Source organism: Bradyrhizobium sp. C9 (assembly GCF_002532045.1).
Lineage (GTDB): Bacteria > Pseudomonadota > Alphaproteobacteria > Rhizobiales > Xanthobacteraceae > Bradyrhizobium.
Genome location: NZ_NWTG01000006.1, coordinates 107,880 through 128,890, shown reverse-complemented (window position 1 = coordinate 128,890; position 21,011 = coordinate 107,880). Strand labels below are relative to the sequence as shown.

22 protein-coding genes are annotated in these 21,011 nt (G+C 65.0%); 14 read left to right on the top strand and 8 right to left on the bottom strand.

Annotation, left to right across the window (positions count from 1 at the left end; genetic code table 11):
- The first annotated feature begins 458 nt into the window (after positions 1–458).
- On the top strand, positions 459–1,268 hold the full coding sequence (locus CO675_RS15505; RefSeq protein WP_097672990.1) for a WecB/TagA/CpsF family glycosyltransferase: 810 nt from the start codon (positions 459–461) through the stop codon (positions 1,266–1,268).
- Between the two features lie 188 nt (positions 1,269–1,456).
- On the top strand, positions 1,457–2,746 hold the full coding sequence (locus tag CO675_RS15500; RefSeq protein ID WP_097672780.1) for an MFS transporter: 1,290 nt from the start codon (positions 1,457–1,459) through the stop codon (positions 2,744–2,746).
- Positions 2,747–2,755: 9 nt separating this feature from the next.
- On the opposite strand, the gene CO675_RS15495 is transcribed toward CO675_RS15500, so the two are convergent.
- The 6 genes from CO675_RS15495 to CO675_RS40550 all read right to left on the bottom strand — a co-directional run bounded on the left by CO675_RS15495 (position 2,756) and on the right by CO675_RS40550 (position 8,641).
- The gene (locus CO675_RS15495; protein ID WP_097672779.1) at positions 2,756–2,947 is read right to left on the bottom strand and encodes a hypothetical protein; all 192 of its coding nucleotides are present in this window, start codon (positions 2,945–2,947) and stop codon (positions 2,756–2,758) included.
- Between the two features lie 85 nt (positions 2,948–3,032).
- A complete protein-coding gene (locus tag CO675_RS15490; protein WP_097672778.1) occupies positions 3,033–3,848 on the bottom strand; it encodes a family 1 encapsulin nanocompartment shell protein in 816 nt (271 codons plus the stop codon).
- Entirely contained in the window at positions 3,841–4,902 is a 1,062-nt protein-coding gene (locus tag CO675_RS15485) for a Dyp-type peroxidase (RefSeq protein ID WP_097672777.1), read from the bottom strand. The genes CO675_RS15490 and CO675_RS15485 overlap by 8 nt, the downstream gene beginning before the upstream one ends.
- Before the next feature lie 117 nt (positions 4,903–5,019).
- Positions 5,020–5,289 (bottom strand): DUF2171 domain-containing protein, encoded by a 270-nt coding sequence (locus CO675_RS15480; RefSeq protein WP_097672776.1) that lies wholly within the window; start codon positions 5,287–5,289, stop codon positions 5,020–5,022.
- A 102-nt stretch (positions 5,290–5,391) separates the two neighbouring features.
- Positions 5,392–8,004, bottom strand: coding sequence for an ATP-dependent chaperone ClpB (clpB, locus tag CO675_RS15475; protein WP_097672775.1), 2,613 nt, complete (start codon positions 8,002–8,004; stop codon positions 5,392–5,394).
- Positions 8,005–8,488: 484 nt separating this feature from the next.
- A complete protein-coding gene (locus tag CO675_RS40550; RefSeq protein ID WP_158231252.1) occupies positions 8,489–8,641 on the bottom strand; it encodes a hypothetical protein in 153 nt (50 codons plus the stop codon).
- 14 nt (positions 8,642–8,655) lie between these two features.
- On the opposite strand from CO675_RS40550, the gene CO675_RS15470 reads away from it, so the two are divergent.
- From CO675_RS15470 to CO675_RS15450, 5 genes are all read left to right on the top strand, one after another.
- A complete protein-coding gene (locus CO675_RS15470; protein ID WP_097672774.1) occupies positions 8,656–10,053 on the top strand; it encodes a YXWGXW repeat-containing protein in 1,398 nt (465 codons plus the stop codon).
- A gap of 86 nt (positions 10,054–10,139) precedes the next feature.
- Complete coding sequence (locus CO675_RS15465) at positions 10,140–10,322, top strand: hypothetical protein (protein WP_097672773.1); 183 nt, start codon at positions 10,140–10,142, stop codon at positions 10,320–10,322.
- A gap of 122 nt (positions 10,323–10,444) precedes the next feature.
- Complete coding sequence (locus CO675_RS15460; RefSeq protein ID WP_097672772.1) at positions 10,445–11,347, top strand: DnaJ C-terminal domain-containing protein; 903 nt, start codon at positions 10,445–10,447, stop codon at positions 11,345–11,347.
- The gene (locus CO675_RS15455) at positions 11,344–11,619 is read left to right on the top strand and encodes a chaperone modulator CbpM (RefSeq protein ID WP_097672771.1); all 276 of its coding nucleotides are present in this window, start codon (positions 11,344–11,346) and stop codon (positions 11,617–11,619) included. The genes CO675_RS15460 and CO675_RS15455 overlap by 4 nt, the downstream gene beginning before the upstream one ends.
- 40 nt (positions 11,620–11,659) lie before the next feature.
- Positions 11,660–11,884: a hypothetical protein gene (locus tag CO675_RS15450; protein ID WP_021081495.1), complete on the top strand. Its 225-nt coding sequence runs from the start codon at positions 11,660–11,662 to the stop codon at positions 11,882–11,884.
- 5 nt (positions 11,885–11,889) lie between these two features.
- Here the strand turns inward: CO675_RS15450 and CO675_RS15445 are convergent, their stop codons facing one another.
- Together CO675_RS15445 and ybaL are read right to left on the bottom strand one after the other, a co-directional pair.
- A complete protein-coding gene (locus CO675_RS15445; protein ID WP_097672770.1) occupies positions 11,890–12,123 on the bottom strand; it encodes a hypothetical protein in 234 nt (77 codons plus the stop codon).
- 39 nt (positions 12,124–12,162) lie between these two features.
- Positions 12,163–13,896, bottom strand: a complete 1,734-nt coding sequence (ybaL, locus tag CO675_RS15440) for a YbaL family putative K(+) efflux transporter (protein WP_097672989.1) — start codon at positions 13,894–13,896, stop codon at positions 12,163–12,165.
- Positions 13,897–14,011: 115 nt separating this feature from the next.
- On the opposite strand from ybaL, the gene CO675_RS15435 reads away from it, so the two are divergent.
- From CO675_RS15435 to CO675_RS15405, 7 genes are all read left to right on the top strand, one after another.
- On the top strand, positions 14,012–14,677 hold the full coding sequence (locus tag CO675_RS15435) for an HAD family hydrolase (protein WP_097672769.1): 666 nt from the start codon (positions 14,012–14,014) through the stop codon (positions 14,675–14,677).
- A 9-nt stretch (positions 14,678–14,686) separates the two neighbouring features.
- A complete protein-coding gene (locus CO675_RS15430; RefSeq protein ID WP_097672768.1) occupies positions 14,687–15,640 on the top strand; it encodes a sugar-binding transcriptional regulator in 954 nt (317 codons plus the stop codon).
- 395 nt (positions 15,641–16,035) lie between these two features.
- Entirely contained in the window at positions 16,036–17,349 is a 1,314-nt protein-coding gene (locus CO675_RS15425) for an ABC transporter substrate-binding protein (RefSeq protein WP_097672767.1), read from the top strand.
- Between the two features lie 137 nt (positions 17,350–17,486).
- Entirely contained in the window at positions 17,487–18,359 is an 873-nt protein-coding gene (locus CO675_RS15420; protein ID WP_024583852.1) for a carbohydrate ABC transporter permease, read from the top strand.
- A 4-nt stretch (positions 18,360–18,363) separates the two neighbouring features.
- A complete protein-coding gene (locus CO675_RS15415) occupies positions 18,364–19,194 on the top strand; it encodes a carbohydrate ABC transporter permease (protein ID WP_097672765.1) in 831 nt (276 codons plus the stop codon).
- Between the two features lie 17 nt (positions 19,195–19,211).
- Complete coding sequence (locus tag CO675_RS15410; RefSeq protein ID WP_097672764.1) at positions 19,212–20,219, top strand: ABC transporter ATP-binding protein; 1,008 nt, start codon at positions 19,212–19,214, stop codon at positions 20,217–20,219.
- An 11-nt stretch (positions 20,220–20,230) separates the two neighbouring features.
- Positions 20,231–21,004: an SDR family NAD(P)-dependent oxidoreductase gene (locus CO675_RS15405; protein ID WP_097672763.1), complete on the top strand. Its 774-nt coding sequence runs from the start codon at positions 20,231–20,233 to the stop codon at positions 21,002–21,004.
- Positions 21,005–21,011 lie beyond the last annotated feature (7 nt).

Below are 21,011 nucleotides of genomic sequence, written 5' to 3'. Positions count from 1 at the left end.
TTTTCAAAAGCGCCGGTCGAGCCGCCGTGATCTCCTTATAGCAAAGGCTGACGACCTCGCGCACCGGGAGAATACGATTTGTATTAATGCAGTCCCCCGACCTTTGCGCAGTGTTGCTGCTCGAACGTTGCCGGCCTGGCGGGATCCGGTGTGATGCTGTCGCTGTTGCCGCGCCGCTTTCGTTAACCATCCCTTACGGCTCGTCTTACATCAAACTGCCGTGCGCGATCGCAAGCGGTCTGGACCGGATATTGCAGTTTGGGGCTCGTAAGGATTGGAGCCCTGCCGAAATGTTGACTAACAGCCAAAAAGCCCGCGTTTCCGACGCAATTTCGCCCACACAGGCCGATCGCGTGCGGCCTCGGCGTCTCGATTCGGATGTGGCTGCTCCATCTGTCCGGATTTGCGACACTTCGAGCGTTTCCTCCGCGGATGTGCCGGCCGGATCATCGAACGGCGTGGAGCGCCGCATCAATCCTGTCGGCAGGGCCGCCACTGCCGGTGTCCTCCGCGCGACCATCGGCGGGCTGCGGCTCGCCGTGCTCGATCGCGAGCAGACCGCGGACTTCATGGTTGAGGCGGTGTATCCGAACCGGCGGATCAATCGGCCGCTGTATCTGACATCGGCCAATGGCGAGGTGCTGTCGCGCTGTTCCACCGAGCCGATGACCGATCGGCTGTTCCGTGCCGCCGACCTGATCAATGCCGACGGGCAGCCGCTGGTCATGGTGTCGAAGCTGCGGTCGCCGAACCCGCTTCCCGAGCGCGTCGCGACCACGGATCTGTTCCACGACGTCGCGCGCAAGGCGGAAGAACTCGGGCTGACCTTCTACCTGCTCGGGGCGAACGAGGCCGAAAACAAGGCGGCCATCGCCAATGTCCGCCGGGCTTATCCGGCGCTCAAGATCGTCGGCCATTCGCACGGCTATCTGCGCGGCGACGCGCTTCGGGCCAAGGTGGATGAGATCAACGCGCTGGCGCCGGACTTCCTCTGGGTCGCGCTTGGCGTGCCCTACGAGCAGGCCTTCGTCGACGAATTCATGTCGCGGCTTGGCAACGTCGGCGTCATCAAGACGTCGGGCGGATTGTTCAACTTCCTGTCCGGATCGCGGCCGCGCGCGCCGAGATGGATGCAGATCGTCGGACTCGAATGGGCCTGGCGCCTTTGGCTCGAGCCGCGCCGGCTGTTCTGGCGCTATCTGACGACCAATCCGCACGCCCTCTATCTGCTGTTCAACCGGACCCGGTCCTCGTCGACCAGAAACTGAAGCACCTGTCGCTTACAAGCTGCGCTCCGGCCGATCCTCCGGAGTCGCAAGTTCATCAGATGAGCTGAGTACAACCGACATGACGCCGCTCGCGGCGCATGCGGATTGCGCGGTACGCCCTGCCTTGCCTTGCATGGCCTGAGGAACAATACTCGCTCCGGACAGCCAGACCCAAGGAACCGAGAGCGTTGCCGGACATTGCGGGCAGGGAACAGTTCGATGTCAGGCGCGCAGCCTTTGCCGCGACCATCGGCAACATGCTGGAGTTCTACGACTTCATCACCTACAGCTTCTTTGCGACCGAGATCGGGCGCACCTTCTTCCCCGCGCATAGCGAATACGGCAGCCTCATGCTGTCGCTTGCAACCTTCGGCGCCGGTTTCCTGACGCGCCCGATTGGCGGCATCGTGCTCGGCATCTTTTCCGACCGGGTCGGCCGGCGGCCGGCGATGCTGCTGAGCTTTGCGCTGATGGGTGGCGCGATCCTGACGATCGCGCTGACGCCGTCCTATGCTGCGGTCGGCGTCGTGGCGCCTGTTATCGTGATCCTGGCGCGGATGCTGCAGGGGTTCGCGCTCGGCGGCGAGGTCGGACCGACCACGGCCTATCTCATCGAAATCGCGGCACCCAGGAATCGCGGCCTGGTGGTGGCCTGGCAGCCGGCCAGCCAGGAGGTCGCGGCGACCGCCGGCGCCCTTGTCGGCGTCATCCTGAGCAGCACGATGGCGCCCGACATGCTGCAGGCTTACGGATGGCGCGTTGCATTCCTGCTCGGGGCCGTCTGCCTGCCGTTCGGCATCTGGATGCGCCGGACGCTGCCGGAAACGGTGCCTCACGGCGACCGGGCCGCGGCGGGCGTTGAGCGCGCGAACCATGTCACGCTGGCGCGCCGGCATCTTCGGGTGATCCTGCTGGCGGTGATGATCCTGGCCAGCGGCACGATCTCGACCTACGTGACGCAGTACATGACGACCTACGCCAAGAATACGCTGCATGTGTCGCCGTCCCTGGCGTTCACCGTATCGCTGGTGAGCAACGGACTTCAGATCATCGGAGCAGTGCTAGGTGGCTGGCTTGCCGACCGGCTCGGACGCAAGCCGATCATGATCTGGCCGCAGCTGGTCGTGCTGGTGCTGACCTATCCGGCGTTCCTGTGGATCGTCCGCGACCCCGGCGCGTGGTCGCTGCTGTTCGGCTTCGGCATCCTGTCGTTCATCGGATCGCTGCCGTTCACCGCGTTCTACGCCGCCTTCACCGAAGCGCTGCCGCAGAGCATTCGCGGCGGCGTTTTCGCGACGATCTACGCGGTCGCGATCGCGACCTTCGGCGGTACCGCGCAGCTCGTGGTCACGTGGCTGTTGCACGTGACCGGCGATCCGCTGGCGCCGTCCTGGTACCTTCTGCTCGCGGCGGCGGTCGGCATCCTGGCCATGAGCCTGATGCCCGAGACCGCGCCGGTGAAGACCGGCGAGAAGTAATCGCGGAGCTCAGTCCATGTCGCGAAAGGCGTGGCCGTTGGCCTCGATCTCTTTCACGAGCTGCGGCGGCAGGTTGGCCTGCGCCGAGGTGCCGTCGAACACCCAGTCCTTGGCGTCGCCGAGATCGGGAAGGCCGGCGCCCTTGCGGACATAAAGGCCGACCGATGCCTTCTTCGGGTTGATGTAGAGATCGTAGTCCATTGCGCGCCTCCTCTTCGTTGGAGTTCAACGGAAGCTCCGGCACGGATCGGCCGGAGGCTTCCTGGAAGAGTCAACGCCGGCAGGTCTAGGCGGGTTTCTTCGCCTCCGGCGCAAGCACCACCGACGCTTCGCTGGTCAGCATCAGGAAGGTGAAGGTCTCCTGGAAGTAGAGCTGGACCGAGGTCGCGGAGTGGCTGAGATAGCCGATCGAAAGGTCCTGGCCGATCGAGAGCTGGAAGTCGCCGCCGCGGGTGGTGAGCAGGACGCCGCCCGCGATCGCGGGCGCCCAGATGATCTTGCCGTCGATCAGGCGCTGGATGTGCTGCAGGACGGGGTAGCCGTCGTCGGTCGCGCCGCCGATCGCGGTATAGGGTTCGGTGCCGAGCAGCAGCGTGTATGGACCGTTGACGCCGGCGAGCCGCAGCTGGCTGACCGCCTGCGCGACCACGGCGGGGTAATTCTTGATGCTCGGCGGCAGCTTCAGCACCGGGTTGCTGGTGCTCTGGCGGATGCCCTGAATGCCGGCGGCCGTGTAGCCATCGAACACCGCGCGATCCTCGGCGAACGCGATCTTTCGTGCAGCGTCCTTGAGCGGATCCCAGTCGGAATCATTCGAGCCGCGCTCGACATCGTCGATCGCCTGGCGCGACAGCTCGAACGGCACGCGCAACTCGACCAGCGCGCGGACGTCGCGTTGCGTTGCCTCGACGCCGTCGCCGGGCGTCGCGATTTTCTTGAGATGGCCGGTGCCGACCGCCGAGAAGTCCGTGCCCTTCGGCCCATCGACATCGACGACACGGCGCGCCGCCAGATGGCGCTTCAACGTCCGCGAGGCTTCCTCTTCGATCTGGGCCCATGCCGCGTCCGAGATGGGGGCCAGTCCCCGATGAAGGTTATTCATGTCCAGCCTCTCCTTTGAGTGAGCCGATCCCGAGCGAGCCGTCGGACGGCGGTGTTTTTTGTGCAGGAGCCTCGTCAGCCCCGGCATCATCCAGCGACGGCTCCGCCGGCGCGGGTGCCGGTGGCTCGCTGGTGACGTCTTCCAGGAAGGTCGCCGACGGGACGAAGAACAGCGTGCCGGTCACGGCGCGGCTGAAGTCGAGCAGGCGGTCGTAATTGCCCGGCGGCTTGCCGACGAACATGTTCTCCAGCATCTGCTCGATCCGGTGCGGGGATTTGGCATAGCCGATGAAGTAGGTGCCGAACTCGCCCTTGCTGATGTTGCCGAACGGCATGTTGTCGCGGACGATGTCGAGCTCCTCGCCGTTCTCGACGATCGTCGTCAGGGCATTATGCGCATAGCTCGGCTTCACCGCATCGTCGAGCTCGATGTCGGACAGCTTGGTGCGGCCGATGATCTTCTCCTGCATCTCGACCGGCAGCTCGTTCCATTTCTTCAGATCGTGCAGGTATTTTTGCACGATCACATAGCTGCCGCCGGCGAAGGCTGCGTCCTCGTCGCCGATGATGGTGGCGTCGGTGGCCGCCTGGTCCTCCGGATTCTCCGTGCCGTCGACAAAGCCGAGCAGGTCGCGCTCGTCGAAATATTTGAAGCCATGGACCTCGTCCGAGGTGGCGACCGCATCGCCGAGCCGCGACATGATCTGTGTCGCGAGCTCGAAGCACAGGTCCATCGGCACGGCGCGGATGTGAAACAGCAGGTCGCCCGGTGTCGCGACGGCGTGGTGGACGCCGTTGATCTCGCGGAACGGATGCAGGCCTTGCGGCTTCGGCGCACCGAACAACCGGTCCCATGCGTCTGAGCCGATGCCCATGACGCAGGACAGCCGGCCCTCGAGATCGCGGAAGCCGACCGCGCGCACCAGCGCAGCGACGTCCGCACATAGCGACCGCACCACGGTATCGAATTCCGGATTGGGCTTGATCGTGACCGCAAGGAAGATGGCCGCGCGCGTCAGCTTCGCAGCGACCGGTTGCGGAACGGCTGATGGCACGCATCTCTCCTTAACTAACGGCACTTTAACGCGAATAACGTCTCGACTGGACGCCGGATCGACGTCCAGGCAGGGCAGAGGAGCATGCCACCGGAGCCTTTACAAGAGCCCGGATTGCTAGGCTTCCGCGGACGGACCAACCGGCTTGCCGGACTTCTCCTCCTCGAGGGTCACCGCAATGGCGGCGTTGGCGGAGAGCCGCACCTTGGAGCCTTCGACACCGGCAACGAAGCCGAGCTCGATATAATGGTGGTGACCCTTGTGGAAGCCGTCGCTTTCGCTCTTCTTGAGCTTGATGCGGTTGCCTTCCACGTGATCGACGGTGCCGACATGCACGCCGTCGGCGCCGATGACCTCCATGTTGTCCTTGATGTTCAGCTGCGTCATGACGCTCTCCCTGGTTGCAGGTCGGCCTGTACATTCAGCTTGCATATGATGGGCCCAGACGACGCCGCGATGACGGCGCGTCGTCGGCAATCGCGACTTCTCTCACACCGGTTCGAATTCGTCCGCCGCGGCGTTCTCCGGCTTCTTGCCGTTGAAGGTGAGGCCGGCCTTGGTGGCGGAGAGCCTCACCTGCGAGCCGTCGCGCACGTCGCCGGCGAGGATCATCTCGGCGAGCGGATCCTGCACGCTGCGCTGGATCACCCGTTTCAGCGGGCGGGCGCCATAGGCTGGATCCCAACCCTTCTCCGCCAACCAGTCGCGCGCCTTCGGATCGAGTTCGAGATCGATCTTGCGATCCTCGAGCAGCTTGCGCAGGCGGGCGAATTGAATCTCGACGATGCGGCCCATGTCGCTCTTCTGCAGCCGGTGGAACAGAATGATTTCGTCGATGCGGTTGAGGAATTCGGGGCGGAAGTGCGCCCGCACCATGTTCATCACCTGCTCGCGCACCGCGCTGGTCGGCTGGCCCTCCGGCTGGTTGACGAGATACTCCGCGCCGATATTCGAGGTCATGATGATCAGCGTGTTGCGGAAATCGACGGTGCGGCCCTGGCCATCGGTCAGGCGGCCGTCGTCGAGCACCTGCAGCAACACGTTGAAGACATCCGGATGCGCCTTCTCGATTTCGTCGAACAGCACGACCTGATAGGGCCGGCGCCGCACGGCTTCGGTCAGAGCGCCGCCCTCGTCATAGCCGACATAGCCGGGCGGTGCGCCGATCAGCCGCGAGACCGAGTGCTTCTCCATGAACTCGGACATATCGATCCGGACCATCGCGGTCTCGTCGTCGAACAGATATTCGGCGAGCGCTTTGGCGAGCTCGGTCTTGCCGACGCCGGTGGGGCCCAAGAACATGAACGAGCCGATCGGCCGGTTGGGATCCTGCAGGCCGGCGCGGGCGCGGCGCACCGCGGTCGACACCGCACGCACGGCCTCGGCCTGGCCGACGACGCGCTTGCCAAGCATCTCCTCCATGCGCAGCAGCTTGTCCTTCTCGCCCTCCAGCATCTTGTCGACGGGCACGCCGGTCCAGCGCGACACCACCTGCGCGATATTGTCGGCGGTCACGGTCTCGCTGGCGGACGAGGTCTCGCTGGCTTCGACCGCAGCGAGCTTCTTCTCGAGCTCGGGAATGCGGCCATAGGCCAGTTCGCCCGCCTTCTGGAATTCGCCCTTGCGCTGCGCGTTGGCAAGCTCGGTGCGCAATTGCTCGAGCTCGCCCTTCATCTTCTGCGCGTCGGAGAGCTTGCTCTTCTCCGAACGCCATTTCGAAGTCATGTCCGCCGACTTCTTCTCGAGATCGGCGAGATCCTTCTCGAGCGTCTGCAGGCGGCTCCTGGAGCCGAGATCGGTCTCCTTCTTCAGCGCCTCCTGCTCGATCTTGAGGCGGATGATCTCGCGGTCGAGCGAGTCGAGCTCCTCGGGCTTGGAATCGACCTGCATCTTCAGCCGCGCTGCGGCCTCGTCCATCAAATCGATGGCCTTGTCGGGCAGGAAACGGTCGGTGATGTAGCGGTTCGACAGCGTGGCGGCGGCGACCAGCGCCGAATCCGCGATGCGCACGCCGTGATGCTGCTCGTATTTGTCCTTCAGGCCACGCAGGATCGAGATGGTGTCCTCGACCGTCGGTTCCGAGACGAACACCGGCTGGAACCGCCGCGCCAGCGCCGGGTCCTTCTCGACATGCTTGCGGTATTCGTCGAGCGTGGTGGCGCCGATGCAATGCAGTTCGCCGCGGGCCAGCGCGGGTTTCAGAAGGTTCGACGCGTCCATCGCGCCGTCGCCCTTGCCGGCGCCGATCAGCGTGTGCATCTCGTCGATGAACAGGATGATGCCGCCCTCGGCGGACGTCACCTCCTGCAGCACCGCCTTGAGCCTTTCCTCGAACTCGCCGCGATACTTGGCCCCCGCAATCAGCGCGCCGAGGTCGAGCGCAAGCAGCGCCTTGTCCTGCAGGCTCTCCGGCACGTCGCCATTGACGATGCGCAGCGCAAGGCCCTCGACGATCGCGGTTTTGCCGACGCCGGGCTCGCCGATCAGAACGGGATTGTTCTTGGTGCGGCGTGACAGAACTTGAATCGTGCGGCGGATCTCCTCGTCGCGGCCGATCACCGGATCGAGCTTGCCGTCGCGCGCCGCCTGGATGAGGTCGCGGGCGTATTTCTTCAGCGCGTCATAGGCATTCTCGGCCGATGCGCTGTCGGCGGTGCGGCCCTTGCGCAGGGCGTTGATCGCTGCGTTCAGGTTCTGCGAATTGACGCCGCCCTTGGCGAGCAGCTTGCCGGCCTCGCTGTCCTTGTCGGCGGCGAGCGCCTGCAGCATGCGTTCGACCGAGACAAAGCTGTCGCCGGCCTTGTCGGCCGCCTGTTCCGCGGCGGCGAAGGCGCGCGCGGTCTCGGGCGCCATATAGATCTGTCCGGAGCCGGCGCCGCTGACCTTCGACACCTTCGCCAGCGCGTCTTCGGTCGCCTTGAGGATCGCGCGCGAGTTGCCGCCGGCCCGGTCGATCAGGCCGGCCGCGAGGCCCTCATTGTCGTCCAGCAGCACCTTCAAGATATGGAGCGTCGAAAACTGCTGGTGCCCCTCGCGCATCGCGAGCGATTGTGCCGATTGAATGAAGCCGCGGAGGCGATCGGTATATTTTTCAATGTTCATGGTGGCACCTCAAGGCAGCACAAGCTCGTCGAGATCAAGTTATGCCACGCATTGCCGCCGGCGACAGATGGCGGAACGATGACATCCATCAAGCGGCAGCCGAGTTGCAATCGCGCCTGCGGAAAACCGCGGGCCTGGCGCTGCCGCAGGTCGTATCGTGTGGTCGTTTCAGGGGAGTGTCAATCGCGGAACGCGACCGCCGGCATACCGCTTTCGAGGTGTTGCGGTGTTCGCTTCTGGCACTCATCCGGAGGCACTGCTACGGACACGCCGGCAAATCGGGATCGGCATCACGCCGATGGTGGCTCGGCTGATCGCGGCGCTTGCGAAGCGAGCGGCGCGACGCTCCCGGATCGTTGCAATCGTGCGCGAGCCGAAGTCGTGTTCGCGATTTCAATAGGAGGATGATCTCGCGCCGCGTGGAGTGCACGCGATGATGCAGAACTGCGCCGCGCAATGTTCCGCTGAATCGCGCGATGATGAGTCACTGCACACTCTGAACTGGCGATGAATAGCTGCGTGATGCGTTTCCGGCTGTTTCAGGTTGATGTAAGGTCAAGGCGTTAGCGATGAAGTGTGTCGGTGCGTTGCCGATGCGCGGAACTTTTGTTCCGGTTCTCACGTTGAACGTGTTCATCGAAGAGGCTCCCAATGATCACTCGTTTCCTTTCGACCGCGTCGTGCGCCGCGCTGGCCACGGCGCTGTTCACTGCGACGGCCGTGCCGGCAATCGCGCAGGACGCGGCATGCGCGCCGGTCTCTGCCGTCGATACCGCGCCGCCGCCGTTGCCGACCTACGATCAGCCGCCGGTGCCCGGGCCCGGTTACATGTGGTCACCGGGCAATTGGTCGTGGGACGAGGATCGCGGCGATTACTACTGGGTGCCGGGCACCTGGGTGCAGCCGCCGCGGGTCGGACTGCTGTGGACCCCCGGCTACTGGGGCGCATTCGGCGGCGGCTTCATTTTCCATCAGGGCTATTGGGGTGATCGCGTCGGTTTCTACGGCGGCATCAATTACGGCTTCGGCTACGGCGGTTCAGGCTATGAAGGCGGCCGCTGGGATCACGGCAATTTCTTCTACAATCGTACCGTGAACAATATTCAGGGCGCGCGCATCACCAACGTCTACGAGAAGAACGTCACGATCAATCAGACCACCATCAACAACGTCAGCTACAATGGCGGTCGCGGCGGCATCGAGGTGCGGCCGACTCCCGCCGAACGTACGATCGCCAAGGAGCAGCATTTCGCGGCGACGCCGCTGCAACGCAAGCAGGTCGAGACCGCGAGCCAGGATCCGAGCCTGTTCAAGCGAGCCAACAACGGCGTGCCCGCCGTTGCCGCAACCGCGCGGCCCGGCGAGCTGAAGGGACCGGGCGTGGTCCGCGCGCGGCCGGCCGGCGAGGCTGTGCCTGCCACCGCGGCAAAGCCGGCGGCCGCGGAGCCGGCGCGACCGGGGACTGCCGCTGCACCGGCTGACTCCCACGCGCTCCCCGTCCCGGGCAAGGAGCTTCCGGCAGCGCAGCAGAATAAGCCGGCAGCCGAGGAGAAGCGCGCAGCTCCGGCGCCCGAGACGAAGGTTGAGCCGCATCCGGCTGCACCGGCGCCCGCCGAATCCCATGCGCTTCCGGTCCCCGAGAAGGGCATTGCAGCGCATCCGCCCGCCGAGCCGAACCGGCCTGCGGTCGAGGAGAAGCGCGCGGCGCCCGCCGCCGAGCCGAAGATTGAGCCGCGGCCTGCAACGGAAGCGGCGCGGCCTGCCGCGTCGGAGAGGCGGCCAGAGGAGGTGCGCAAGGAGGAACCGCGGCCCGAGCCTGCCGCAAAGCCTGTCGCGCGGCCGGAGCAGGCAGCAAGGCCCGAACCACGACCCGAGCCTGCGGCAAGGCCTGAAGCGCGGCCGGAGACGATCGCCCGCCCTGAGGCACATCCGCAGCCGGCGGCACGGCCGGAGCCGCACGTTCAAGCCGCGCCGCACGTTCAGGCGCCGCCGCATGCTGCGCCTCCCGCAGGTCACCCCGCAGAGGAGAAGCGGCAGGAGCAACGTTGAGGTAAGATCGCGCTCCGCCAGCTCGTTCCGGCGGAGCGCGCACTCTCTTCTGCCCGTGCGCAAGCGATCATCACTGGAGGTCGGTCATGGCACAGAGTCACGGTGGCAGCGGACAGCTTGACGATGGCAAGCCGCGCCTGAGCGAAGACGATATGCAGCGAGCCCTGCTTGGTCCGAGGGGCGTGCCGGGCAAGCCGGATCCCGCCAGGATGACGCCGCAGCAGAAAAAGAACATGCCGAACTATATTGATCCAGGACATACCTCGTAGCGGGCCGTGATCTGAGGCATGCTGGCTCGCCCATTGCCGGGCGGCGCGCGAGCGCACTTGCAAATCGGCTGCTTTTGCGCCCTCATGATTGCAGGTGCCCTCACGGTGTTGCGGAGCAGGTTGTGAGAAATCCGTACGAGGTTCTTGGCGTTGCCCCGACGGCGTCTTCCGTCGATATCCAGAAGGCCTATCGAAAGCTGGCGAAGAAGCTGCATCCGGATCTCAATCCGGGCGACAAAGCGGCCGAAGAAAAATTCAAGGAAGTCGCCGCAGCGAACGATCTGCTCTCGGATGCAGACAAGCGCAAGCGCTTCGACGCCGGCGAGATCGACGCTGATGGTACCGAGCGGCCGCAGCATCGCTACTACCGGGATTTCGCCACCGCGGATGGCGGGCATCCCTATGCCGATAGCTCGGGTTATGCCGACTACATGGACCAGGACGACGCGTTTGCCGAGTTGCTTCGACGCACCGAGCAGGCGCGTGCCAACCGGCGCGGCCACGACCTGCACTACAGTCTCGTGATCGATTTCGCAGAATCGATCGCCGGCGCGAGCAAGCGCCTGACGCTTCCCGATGGCGGCACGCTCGATGTGACGATCCCGGCGGGCCTGATCGCCGGCCAGGTCATTCGCCTGCGCGGCAAGGGCATGCCGGGCAGCGGCAAGGGCGGCCCCGGCGACGCGCTGATCGAGGTCGAGGTGCGTCCCGATCCGCGCTTCACCCGCGACGGCGACGACATCTCGCTGGAATTGCCGATCTCGCTGTCGGAAGCCGTGCTCGGCGGCAAGGTCAACGTTCCGACCCCGACCGGCGCGGTCACCATGACGGTTCCGAAAGGCGCAAACACCGGCACGACGCTGCGGTTGCGCGGCAAGGGCGCGCCCAAGGTCGGCGGCGGTCATGGCGATGAGTTCGTCAAGCTCAAGGTGGTCCTGCCCAAGGGACCCGATCCCGCGCTCGAAGCGTTCGTGTCGAACTGGGATCGCAAGGGATTCAATCCACGCGATGATGGTGCATCATGAACAGGCAGCAGTTCCTCATCGATGCGGGTCTGGAGGTGCAGACCCTGGAGTTCTGGATCGAGCAGCAATGGCTCGTTCCGGATGAGAGCACGCAAGAGATCAGCTTTTCCGACACCGACGTGGCGCGCGCGCATCTGATTCGGGATCTGAAGGGCGATTTCGGCGTCAACGACGAGGGGATCGACGTCATCCTGCATCTGGTCGACCAGCTGCACGGCCTGCGCCGTGCGTTCGAGGAGTTGCACAAGGACATCGCGTCATCGCCGCGCTAGCCGCCTCGCTAGCGGCGAACTTCAGTCCCGGGAGACGATCATGACGGACAAGCCGACGCCGCTGGCCCATGGAGAGATCGACGTTCTGATTTTGCAGGCGCTGGTGCGTAAGCTGATCGCAAAGGGCGTGCTGACGCCGGACGACGTCCGCGCGATGCTGTTCGAGGCCGCGAAAAACCTGGACCTCGTCGGCAGCGAGCTGACGACGGAAGCTGCCAACATCATCGTGCAGGAAGATCTGGCGCCGGCATTCCTCGGCGGCTGATTTCTTCAGGTCTGGCCGCTGCGATTGGAGACCAGCCGGATTTGGGTGATCTGGTCGGCGTTGCCGGCGAGATAGGCTTGCGCGTCGCGCATCAGCCGCTCGATTGCGGCGGCGTCGTAGCTCGGATGGCGGGTGTTCAAATGCAGGTCGGTCTCGATCTGCATCACATTGGTCGTGGCATCGGCGCCGATCTCGATCGAGAACGACACCAGTGAAACGTGCGGGCTCTTGAATGCCATGTCTTGATCTCCTTTCGTCGCGCAGTGGGCGCCGCCGCTTCAGGCCGCAGAATCTTCCCTCGCGGTTGCCGCATCTAGTGCGGCAGCGCCAGAGTTTCCGCGGTCGAGCTCCTCGATCATGCCGCGGGCGATCTCGCGCTCGCCCATGATCACGATGTCGGCCCCGAGGCCCTTCAGATGATCGACCTCGGCGTCGGAATGCGCGCGCGCGATGATCTGGATCTCGGCATTGGCGGCGCGGGCCTGCTCGACGATCTGTCCGGCCTCGAATGCCTCGGGAATGGCGATGACCAGCGATCGCGCGCCGGCCGGATTGGTCGCGCGCAGCACGCTGGCGCGCGCAGCGTTGCCCATCAGGGCCTCGATGCCGCGCTGCCTGAGCTTTGCGACCATATCGTCGGACGCCTCGACGGCGACGAACGGCGCGTTGCGCTGATGCAGGGCATCACCCACGAGGCTGCCGACCCGGCCGTAGCCGACCAGGATGGTGTGATCCCGCAGGTCGGTGACCGGGATCGGCTCGGCGGTTGCGGCCGTCGGCGAGGAAGCTTGCGGCTTCTCCAGCCGCGAGGTCAGCCAGTCGACCACCGCGAACACCAGCGGGTTGAGCATGATCGAGAAGATCGCGCCGGCCAGGATCAGGTCGCGGCCGGCCTTCGGCAGCAGATTGAGCGCGACGCCGAGTTCGGCCAGGATAAAGGAGAATTCGCCGATCTGGGCAAGGCTCGCCGAGATCATCAGGGCGGTCGCCATCGGGTGACGGAACAGCACGACGATCAAGAGCGCTGCGAGCGACTTGCCGACCACGATGACGAACAGCGTCGCAAGAAACGGCCAGGGTTCGCGCACCACGCTGAGCGGATCGAACAGCATGCCGACCGAGACGAAGAACAGCACCGCGAAGGCGTCGCGCAGCGGCAGGGTCTCCTGGGCGGCGCGCTGGCTCAGCGGCGATTCCCGCAGCATCATCCCGGCGAAGAAGGCGCCGAGCGCCAGCGAAACCCCGAACAGCTTGGTCGCGCCGAACGCGATGCAGAGCGCGATCGCGAGCACGGCCAGCCGGAACAGCTCGCGCGACCCGGTATGCGCGATGTAGTGCAGGGCCCACGGGATCAGCCGGCGTCCGACCACCAGCATCAACGCGATGAACACCGCGATCTTGACCAGCGTCAGCACCAGCACGCCGGTCAGCCCGAGCCCGAAACGGGTGGCGAGCGGGTCGGAGGCGAGCGCCGCGCCATCGCCGCCCTGGAAGCTTGCGACCGCCGGGAACAGCACCAGCGCGAGCACCATGGCGAGGTCCTCGACGATCAGCCAGCCGACCGCGATCTTGCCGCGTTCGCTGTCCATCAGGCGGCGCTCCTGCAGCGCGCGCAACAGCACGACGGTACTTGCGACCGACAGCGCGAGCCCGAACACGAGGCCCGCGCCGACGGTCCAGCCCATCAACAGCGCGAGGCCGAGGCCGAGCAGCGTGGCGACCGCAATCTGCGCGATGGCGCCGGGCACCGCGATCGCGCGCACCGACAGCAGGTCGTTCAGCGAGAAATGCAGGCCGACGCCGAACATCAGGAGAATGATACCGAGCTCGGCAAGCTCGGTTGCCAGCGCCTGATCGGCGACGAAGCCCGGCGTGAACGGACCCACGGCGACGCCCGCGAGCAGATAACCGACCAGTGGCGGAACCCGAAAGCGCTGGGCGATGGTTCCGAAGACGAAGGCGAGTCCAAGGCCCGCGACGACGGTCGCGATCAGAGGTGTGTCATGCGGCATTTCGCCTTGTCGCACAGCATGGTTGGTGGTGCACCGCGACCATTTGAGGCGCGGCATTCCGCGCGCGGAACTGTGATCTATTGCTCATGTCGTGAGCATATGATCTCATGCCGGGATGGATCCGCGGCTGTCCCAAACCGATCTCGTCATCTTCGACTGCGACGGCGTGCTCGTCGACAGCGAGGAATTGAGCTGCCGCTGCCTCGCCGAGGCGCTGACGAAGGCCGGCATCGCGATGAGCACCGAGCGGGCGCTCGAACTCTTCCTCGGGCGCAGCACCACGGCCCTGGTCGCGTATTGCCGGGGCGTGGGCAAGCCGTTGCCGGCGACCTTCCTGCCTGAATTGGCGCAGCAGGTGCGCGAGACCTTCCGATCGCAGCTCAGGCCGATTGCGGGTATCGCTGCCGTGCTCGCGGAACTGCAGCTGCCGTATTGTGTCGCTTCATCGAGCGATCTTGACCGCGTGAGGTTCTCGCTGGAGCTGACCGGTCTTGCGTCGAGCTTCGGGCCGCGGCTCTACACCGCGCAGATGGTCGAGCATGGCAAGCCGGCGCCGGATCTCTTCCTGTTTGCCGCGGGCAAGATGGCAGCCGATCCGCGCCGCACGCTTGTGATCGAGGACAGCGTCAGCGGGGTGACTGCGGCGAGGGCCGCCGGGATGAAAGTGTGGGGATTTGTCGGCGGCGCCCACTATCAGTTGGCGGACGGCAGTGCTCTGCTGAAGCAGGCCGGGGCGGATCGAATCTTCGCCGCGATGACGGATTTCTGGAACGAAGGCTGACGCAAGATCATGGCTGCGCCCGACAACGAAAAGTCTCGCCTCGACGATGCGGCGCGCGCCGGCTGGCTGTATTTCATCGCGGGCCACACCCAGGACGAAATTGCGAAAATGCTGCAGGTGTCGCGTGCCTCGGCGCAGCGCCTGGTGTCGTTGTGTCTTGCGGAGCGGCTGATCACGTTTCGTCTCGAGCATCCGATTGCGGCCTGCATGGAGCTGGCATCGCGGCTGAAGGAGCGGTTCGATCTGGTGCATTGCGACGTCGTGCCATCGGATCCGGCGGCGCCGCTGTCCAATGCCGGGATTGCGGAGCGCAGCGCCAATCTGCTGGAGCTGACGCTGCGCTCGCAGACGCCTGTCATCGTGGCGCTCGGCACCGGCCGCGCGGTCCGCGCCGCGGTCGAGCGGGTCTCGCCGATCGAGCGGCCCGATCACCAGATCGTCTCGCTGGTCGGAAACATCTCCGCCGACGGCTCGGCAAGCTTCTACGACACGGTCGGACGGCTCGCCGACCGCACCGGTGCACGGCATTACCCGATGCCGCTGCCGTTCCTGATGTCGAGCGAGGACGAGCGCAACCGCATGATCCGCATCGATCCGATCGCGCGGGTGAGGGCGGTCGCCGCCAAGGCCGATCTGCGCCTGATCGGCATCGGCCAGATGGACCAGAAGGCCCAGGTCCATGTCGACGGCTTCGTCACCCGCGAGGAGTTGCTGGAGATGATGCGGCTCGGCGCGGTCGGCGAGGTGACCGGCTGGGCCTATGACGCCAAGGGCAAACTGATCAAGGGCGGCACCAACAAGCGGCTGACCAGCATTCCGCCGCAGATCCCGGCGGTATCGACCACGATCGCCGCAGCCGTCGGCGCCGCCAAGGTGCCGTCGATCAAGGCCGCGCTGGCGGGCCGGGTGATCAACGGCCTCATCACGGACGAGGCCACCGCACGCGCGGTGCTGGATCGCTAGGCGCTGCATCAGTTTATTCGAAGCGAACCGCGCGTTGCGCTTCGCCTCGCCCCGCGTGCGGGGAGAGGCCGGAACGCATCGTCAGATGCGTTCCGGGTGAGGGGGGTCTCCACGTATTCCTCTGGTTTCGTATGCGCGGAGAGAGCCCCTCACCCCAACCCTCTCCCCGTAAGAACGGGGCGAGGGAGCGCAGTCCCGTTGCGGTCGCGAAGGCGACCCACCTTCTTGGGCGCTAGCCGCTCCCGTTCGCTTCCGCACAAACCTCCCTCCCAGGCTGTGATGGAACCCGCAATCGCGCGGGACGGCGCACCCGCGTGCTTGACAAATTTTACCGACGGGATGAACATACGCTCAACACGTGGGCATATGCTCAACGTGACATAAGGGAGGTCACCTTGAAAAACGTCTTTTGCGCCGTTGCGGGCGCGGCCAGTCTTTTGATCTCTGCCCCCTCGATCGCCCAGACCACGTTGACGGTGGCGACCGTCAACAACAGCGACATGATCCGCATGCAGGGGCTCACCAGCGAATTCACCGCGAAGAACCCCGACATATCAGTCAAATGGGTGACGCTCGAGGAGAACGTGCTGCGCCAGCGCGTGACCACCGACATCGCCACCAAGGGTGGCCAGTTCGACGTGCTCACCATCGGCACCTACGAGGTGCCGATCTGGGCCAAGAAGAGCTGGCTGGTGCCGCTCGACAAGCTCGGCGCCGACTACGACGTTGGCGACCTGCTGCCGAAGATCAAGGATGCGGTCTCGGTCGACGGCAAGCTCTACGCCGCACCGTTCTACGGCGAGAGCTCGATGGTGATGTATCGCACCGATTTGTTCGACAAGGCCGGCCTGAAGATGCCGGAAAGCCCGACCTGGGACTTCGTGGTCGATGCCGCCAAGAAGCTGAACGACAAGGCCGGCGGCGTCTACGGCATCTGCCTGCGCGGCAAGGCCGGCTGGGGCGAGAACATGGCGTTCCTGACCGCGATGTCCAACTCGTTCGGCGCGCGTTGGTTCGACGAGAAGTGGGAGCCGCAGTTCAATTCGCCGGAATGGAAGAAGACGCTGACGACCTATGTCGACCTGATGAAGCAGGCCGGACCTCCCGGCGCCTCGTCCAACGGCTTCAACGAGAACCTCGCGCTGTTCAGCGCCGGCAAATGCGCGATGTGGATCGATGCCACGGTGGCGGCGTCCATGGTGACCAACCCGAAGGATTCCAAGGTTGCCGACAAGGTCGGCTTCGCACTAGCCCCGAACACCGGGCTCGGCAAGAACGCCAATTGGCTGTGGGCATGGAGCCTCGCGATCCCCGCCGGCTCGAAGAAGGTCGATGCGGCCGAGAAGTTCATCGCCTGGGCGACCAGCAAGGATTACACCAAGCTCGTCGCGGACAAGCAGGGCTGGGCCGCCGCACCTCCCGGTACACGCACCTCGCTCTACAAGAATCCCGACTATCTGAAGGCGGCACCGTTCGCCAAGATGACCTTGGCCTCGATCGATGCGGCTGACCCCAGCCATCCGACCGTCAAGCCGGTGCCTTACGTCGGCGTGCAGTATGCGGCGATCCCCGAATTCCAGGGCATCGGCACCCAGGTCGGCCAGCAGTTCTCGGCCGCGTTGTCCGGCTCGACCACCGTCGATGCGGCGCTCTCGGCTGCGCAGTCCGCGACCGAGCGCGAGATGAAGCGCGCGGGCTATCTGAAGTAAGCCACCCGCGACCTGATAGCCAAGGCGTGTCAAACGCCTTGGCCGCCCGACCAGCTTAGACCTCCCGAGCTGGGCTACTTGCGACCATCCTGTCCCGCAGCGGGATGGTCGCTCCTTTCATCGAGAAGGAGGCCGGGATGGCGACCCAGCAGACCCAACTGCTCGCACGCACGCTGCTCACGCCCGCCGTGGCGCTGCTGTTCATCTGGATGATCGTGCCGCTGGCGCTCACGATCTACTTCGCGACCCTGCACTACAATCTGCTCGATCCCGGCTCCGAATCCTTCGTCGGGCTGGAGAACTTCCGCTACTTCCTGACCGATCCGGCCTTCCTCGCCTCGTTGCAGAACACCCTGGTGCTGGTCGGCTCGGTGCTCGCGATCACCATCATCCTCGGCGTGCCGCTGGCGCTGCTGCTCGACCAACAGGTGGTCGGGCTCTCGATCGTCCGCCTGATGGTGATCGCGCCGTTCTTCGTGATGCCGACGGTGAGCGCGCTGGTCTGGAAGAACCTGTTGATGCATCCGGTGTCGGGCCTGTTCGCCTGGATCGCGCATCTGTTCGGGCTGCCGGCGATCGACTGGTTCAACGACGCGCCGCTGTTCTCGGTGATCCTGATCATCTCCTGGCAGTGGCTGCCGTTCGCGACGCTGATCCTGCTCACTGCGCTGCAATCGCTCGACGAGGAGCAGAAGGAGGCCGCCGAGATGGATGGCGCGAGCGCGATCTCGACCTTCATCTACATCACGCTGCCGCATCTGGCGCGCCCGATCACGGTGGTGATCCTGATCGAGACCATCTTCCTGCTCACGGTGTTCGCGGAGATCTTCGTCACCACCGGCGGCGGCCCCGGCCTGCAGACCACCAACATCGCCTTCCTGATCTACTCGCAGGCGTTGATCCAGTACGACGTCGGCAGCGCGTCGGCCGGCGGCCTGGTCGCGGTGGTGCTCGCCAACATCGTCGCGTTCTTCCTCGTTCGTATCGTCGGCCGGAATCTGGAGGCGTAACGTCATGGCGCGGATGGTCACGACCCGGAACAAGGTGATCTCGACGGCGGCGGCCTGGCTGGTCGGCTTCCTGATCTTCTTCCCGATCCTCTGGATGGTGCTGGCGAGCTTCAAGACCGAGCTGGAAGCCTTCGCAATCCCGCCATCGTTCCTGTTCTTCCACTGGACGACGGAGAACTACGTCACGGTGCAGGAGCGCAGCGACTACCTTCACCACGCGCTCAATTCGATCGTCATCGCCGGCGGGTCGACGCTGATCGCAATGCTGATCGCGATCCCGGCCGCATGGTCGATGGCGTTCTCGCCGACCAAGCGGACCAAGGACATCCTGCTCTGGATGCTCTCCACCAAGATGATGCCGCCGGTCGGCGTGCTGGTGCCGATCTACCTGATCTACCGGAATTTCGGCCTGCTCGACACAAGAAGTGGCCTGATCTTCATCCTGTGTCTCGGCAATCTGCCGATCGTGATCTGGATGCTGTTCACCTATTTCAAGGAGATCCCGAAGGACATTCTCGAGGCGGCGCGGATGGACGGCGCCACGATCGGGCGCGAGCTGATCTATGTGCTGACGCCGATGGCGGTGCCGGGGCTCGCCTCGACGTTGCTGCTCAATCTGATCCTGGCGTGGAACGAGGCGTTCTGGACCCTCAATCTGTCGACGCTCGAGGCCGCGCCGCTCACCGTGTTCATCGCATCCTATTCCAGCCCGGAAGGATTGTTCTGGGCGAAGTTGTCGGCGGCGTCGACGCTCGCGATCGCGCCCATTCTCGTGCTCGGCTGGTTCAGTCAGCGGCAACTCGTCCGCGGCCTGACCTTCGGCGCGGTCAAGTAGCAGAAAGGCTTTTCGCCATGGGTCAGATTACGCTGCAGGGTGTGCAAAAATCGTTCGGGCCGGTCCATATCATCAAGGGCGCCGACCTCGAGATCGCCGACGGCTCCTTCGTCGTCTTCGTCGGTCCGTCGGGCTGCGGCAAGACCACGCTGCTCCGGTTGATCGCGGGGCTCGAGGACGTCACCGGAGGTGCCATCCTGATCGATGGCCGCAACGTGGTCGACGTGCCGCCGGCCAAGCGCGGGCTGTCAATGGTGTTCCAGTCCTATGCGCTCTATCCGCATATGAGCGTGCGCGGCAACATCGCGTTCGGCCTGAAGATGGCCGGGGTCGCCAAGGACGAGATCAACCGCAAGGTCGAGGCCGCCGCGGCCACCCTCAACTTGACGCCTTATCTCGAGCGCAAGCCGCGCGAGCTCTCCGGCGGCCAGCGTCAGCGGGTCGCGATCGGGCGCGCCATCGTGCGCGAGCCGAAGGCATTCCTGTTCGACGAGCCGCTGTCGAACCTCGATGCCGCGCTGCGGGTGCAGATGCGGCTCGAGGTGACGCGCTTGCAGAAGCAGCTCGGCACCACGGCGATCTACGTCACCCACGACCAGGTCGAGGCCATGACCATGGCCGACAAGATCGTGGTGCTGAACGGCGGCAAGATCGAGCAATATGGTTCGCCGCTCGAGCTCTATGAGAAGCCTAACAACCTGTTCGTCGCCGGCTTCATCGGCTCGCCGAAGATGAATTTCGTCACCGGCGAGCTCGCCAAACAGCGGGGCGCCACCACCATCGGCGTGCGGCCCGAGCATTTGAAGGTCGAGCGCGACGGGCAGGGCGGCTGGCACGGCACCGTTTCGGTTGCCGAGCATCTCGGCAGCGACACCTTTCTCTATGTCGATGCCGGACCGCTCGGGATGCTGACCGCGCGCTATGTCGGCGAGCTTGATCTGCATCCCGGCGACAAGGTGTCGCTGATCCCGGATCCGGCGCGCATCCATCGTTTCGACGACAGCGGAAAGTCGATCCACGCGTAAGGAAGAAGAAAATGTATCTCGAGAAATTCAAGCTCGGCGGCAAGACCGCCATCATCACCGGCGCCGGTCAGGGCATCGGGCTCGCCTGCGCCGAGGCGCTGGCGGAAGCCGGCGCCAAGGTCGTCATCGGCGACCGCGACGCCAAGGCGGCCCATGACGCGCAGGCGGAGCTGAAGGCCAAGGGCTTCGATGCCGATATCGCGCTGATGGACGTGACGGATTCCGGGCGCGTCTCGGCGGTCGCCGACGAGCTGGTGCGCAAGTACGGCAAGGTCGACATTCTCGTCAACAATGCCGGCATCGCGCGCAGCGAAACGCCGGCCGAGACCGTGACCGACGAGCACTGGCTCAACGTCATCGACGTCAATCTGAACGGCACCTTCTGGTGCTGCCGTGCCTTCGGCAATCACATGCTGAAGGCCAAGTCCGGCACCATCGTCAATGTCGGTTCGATGTCCGGCTTCATCGTCAACAAGCCGCAGGAGCAGTGCTTCTACAACGCCTCCAAGGCCGCGGTGCATCATTTGACCAAATCGCTCGCGGCCGAATGGGGCGCGCGCGGGGTCCGCGTCAACGCGGTGGCGCCGACTTACATCGAGACGCCGCTGAACGCCTTCGTGAAGAACAGCCCTCGCATGTACGACGCCTGGATCGGCGGAACCCCGATGGCGCGGATGGGCCAGGTCGACGAGATCGCCTCCGTCGTGCTGTTCCTGGCCTCCGAAGCGGCGAGCCTGATGACCGGAAGCATCGTTCTGGTCGATGGCGGCTACACTTGCTGGTAGGATCGCG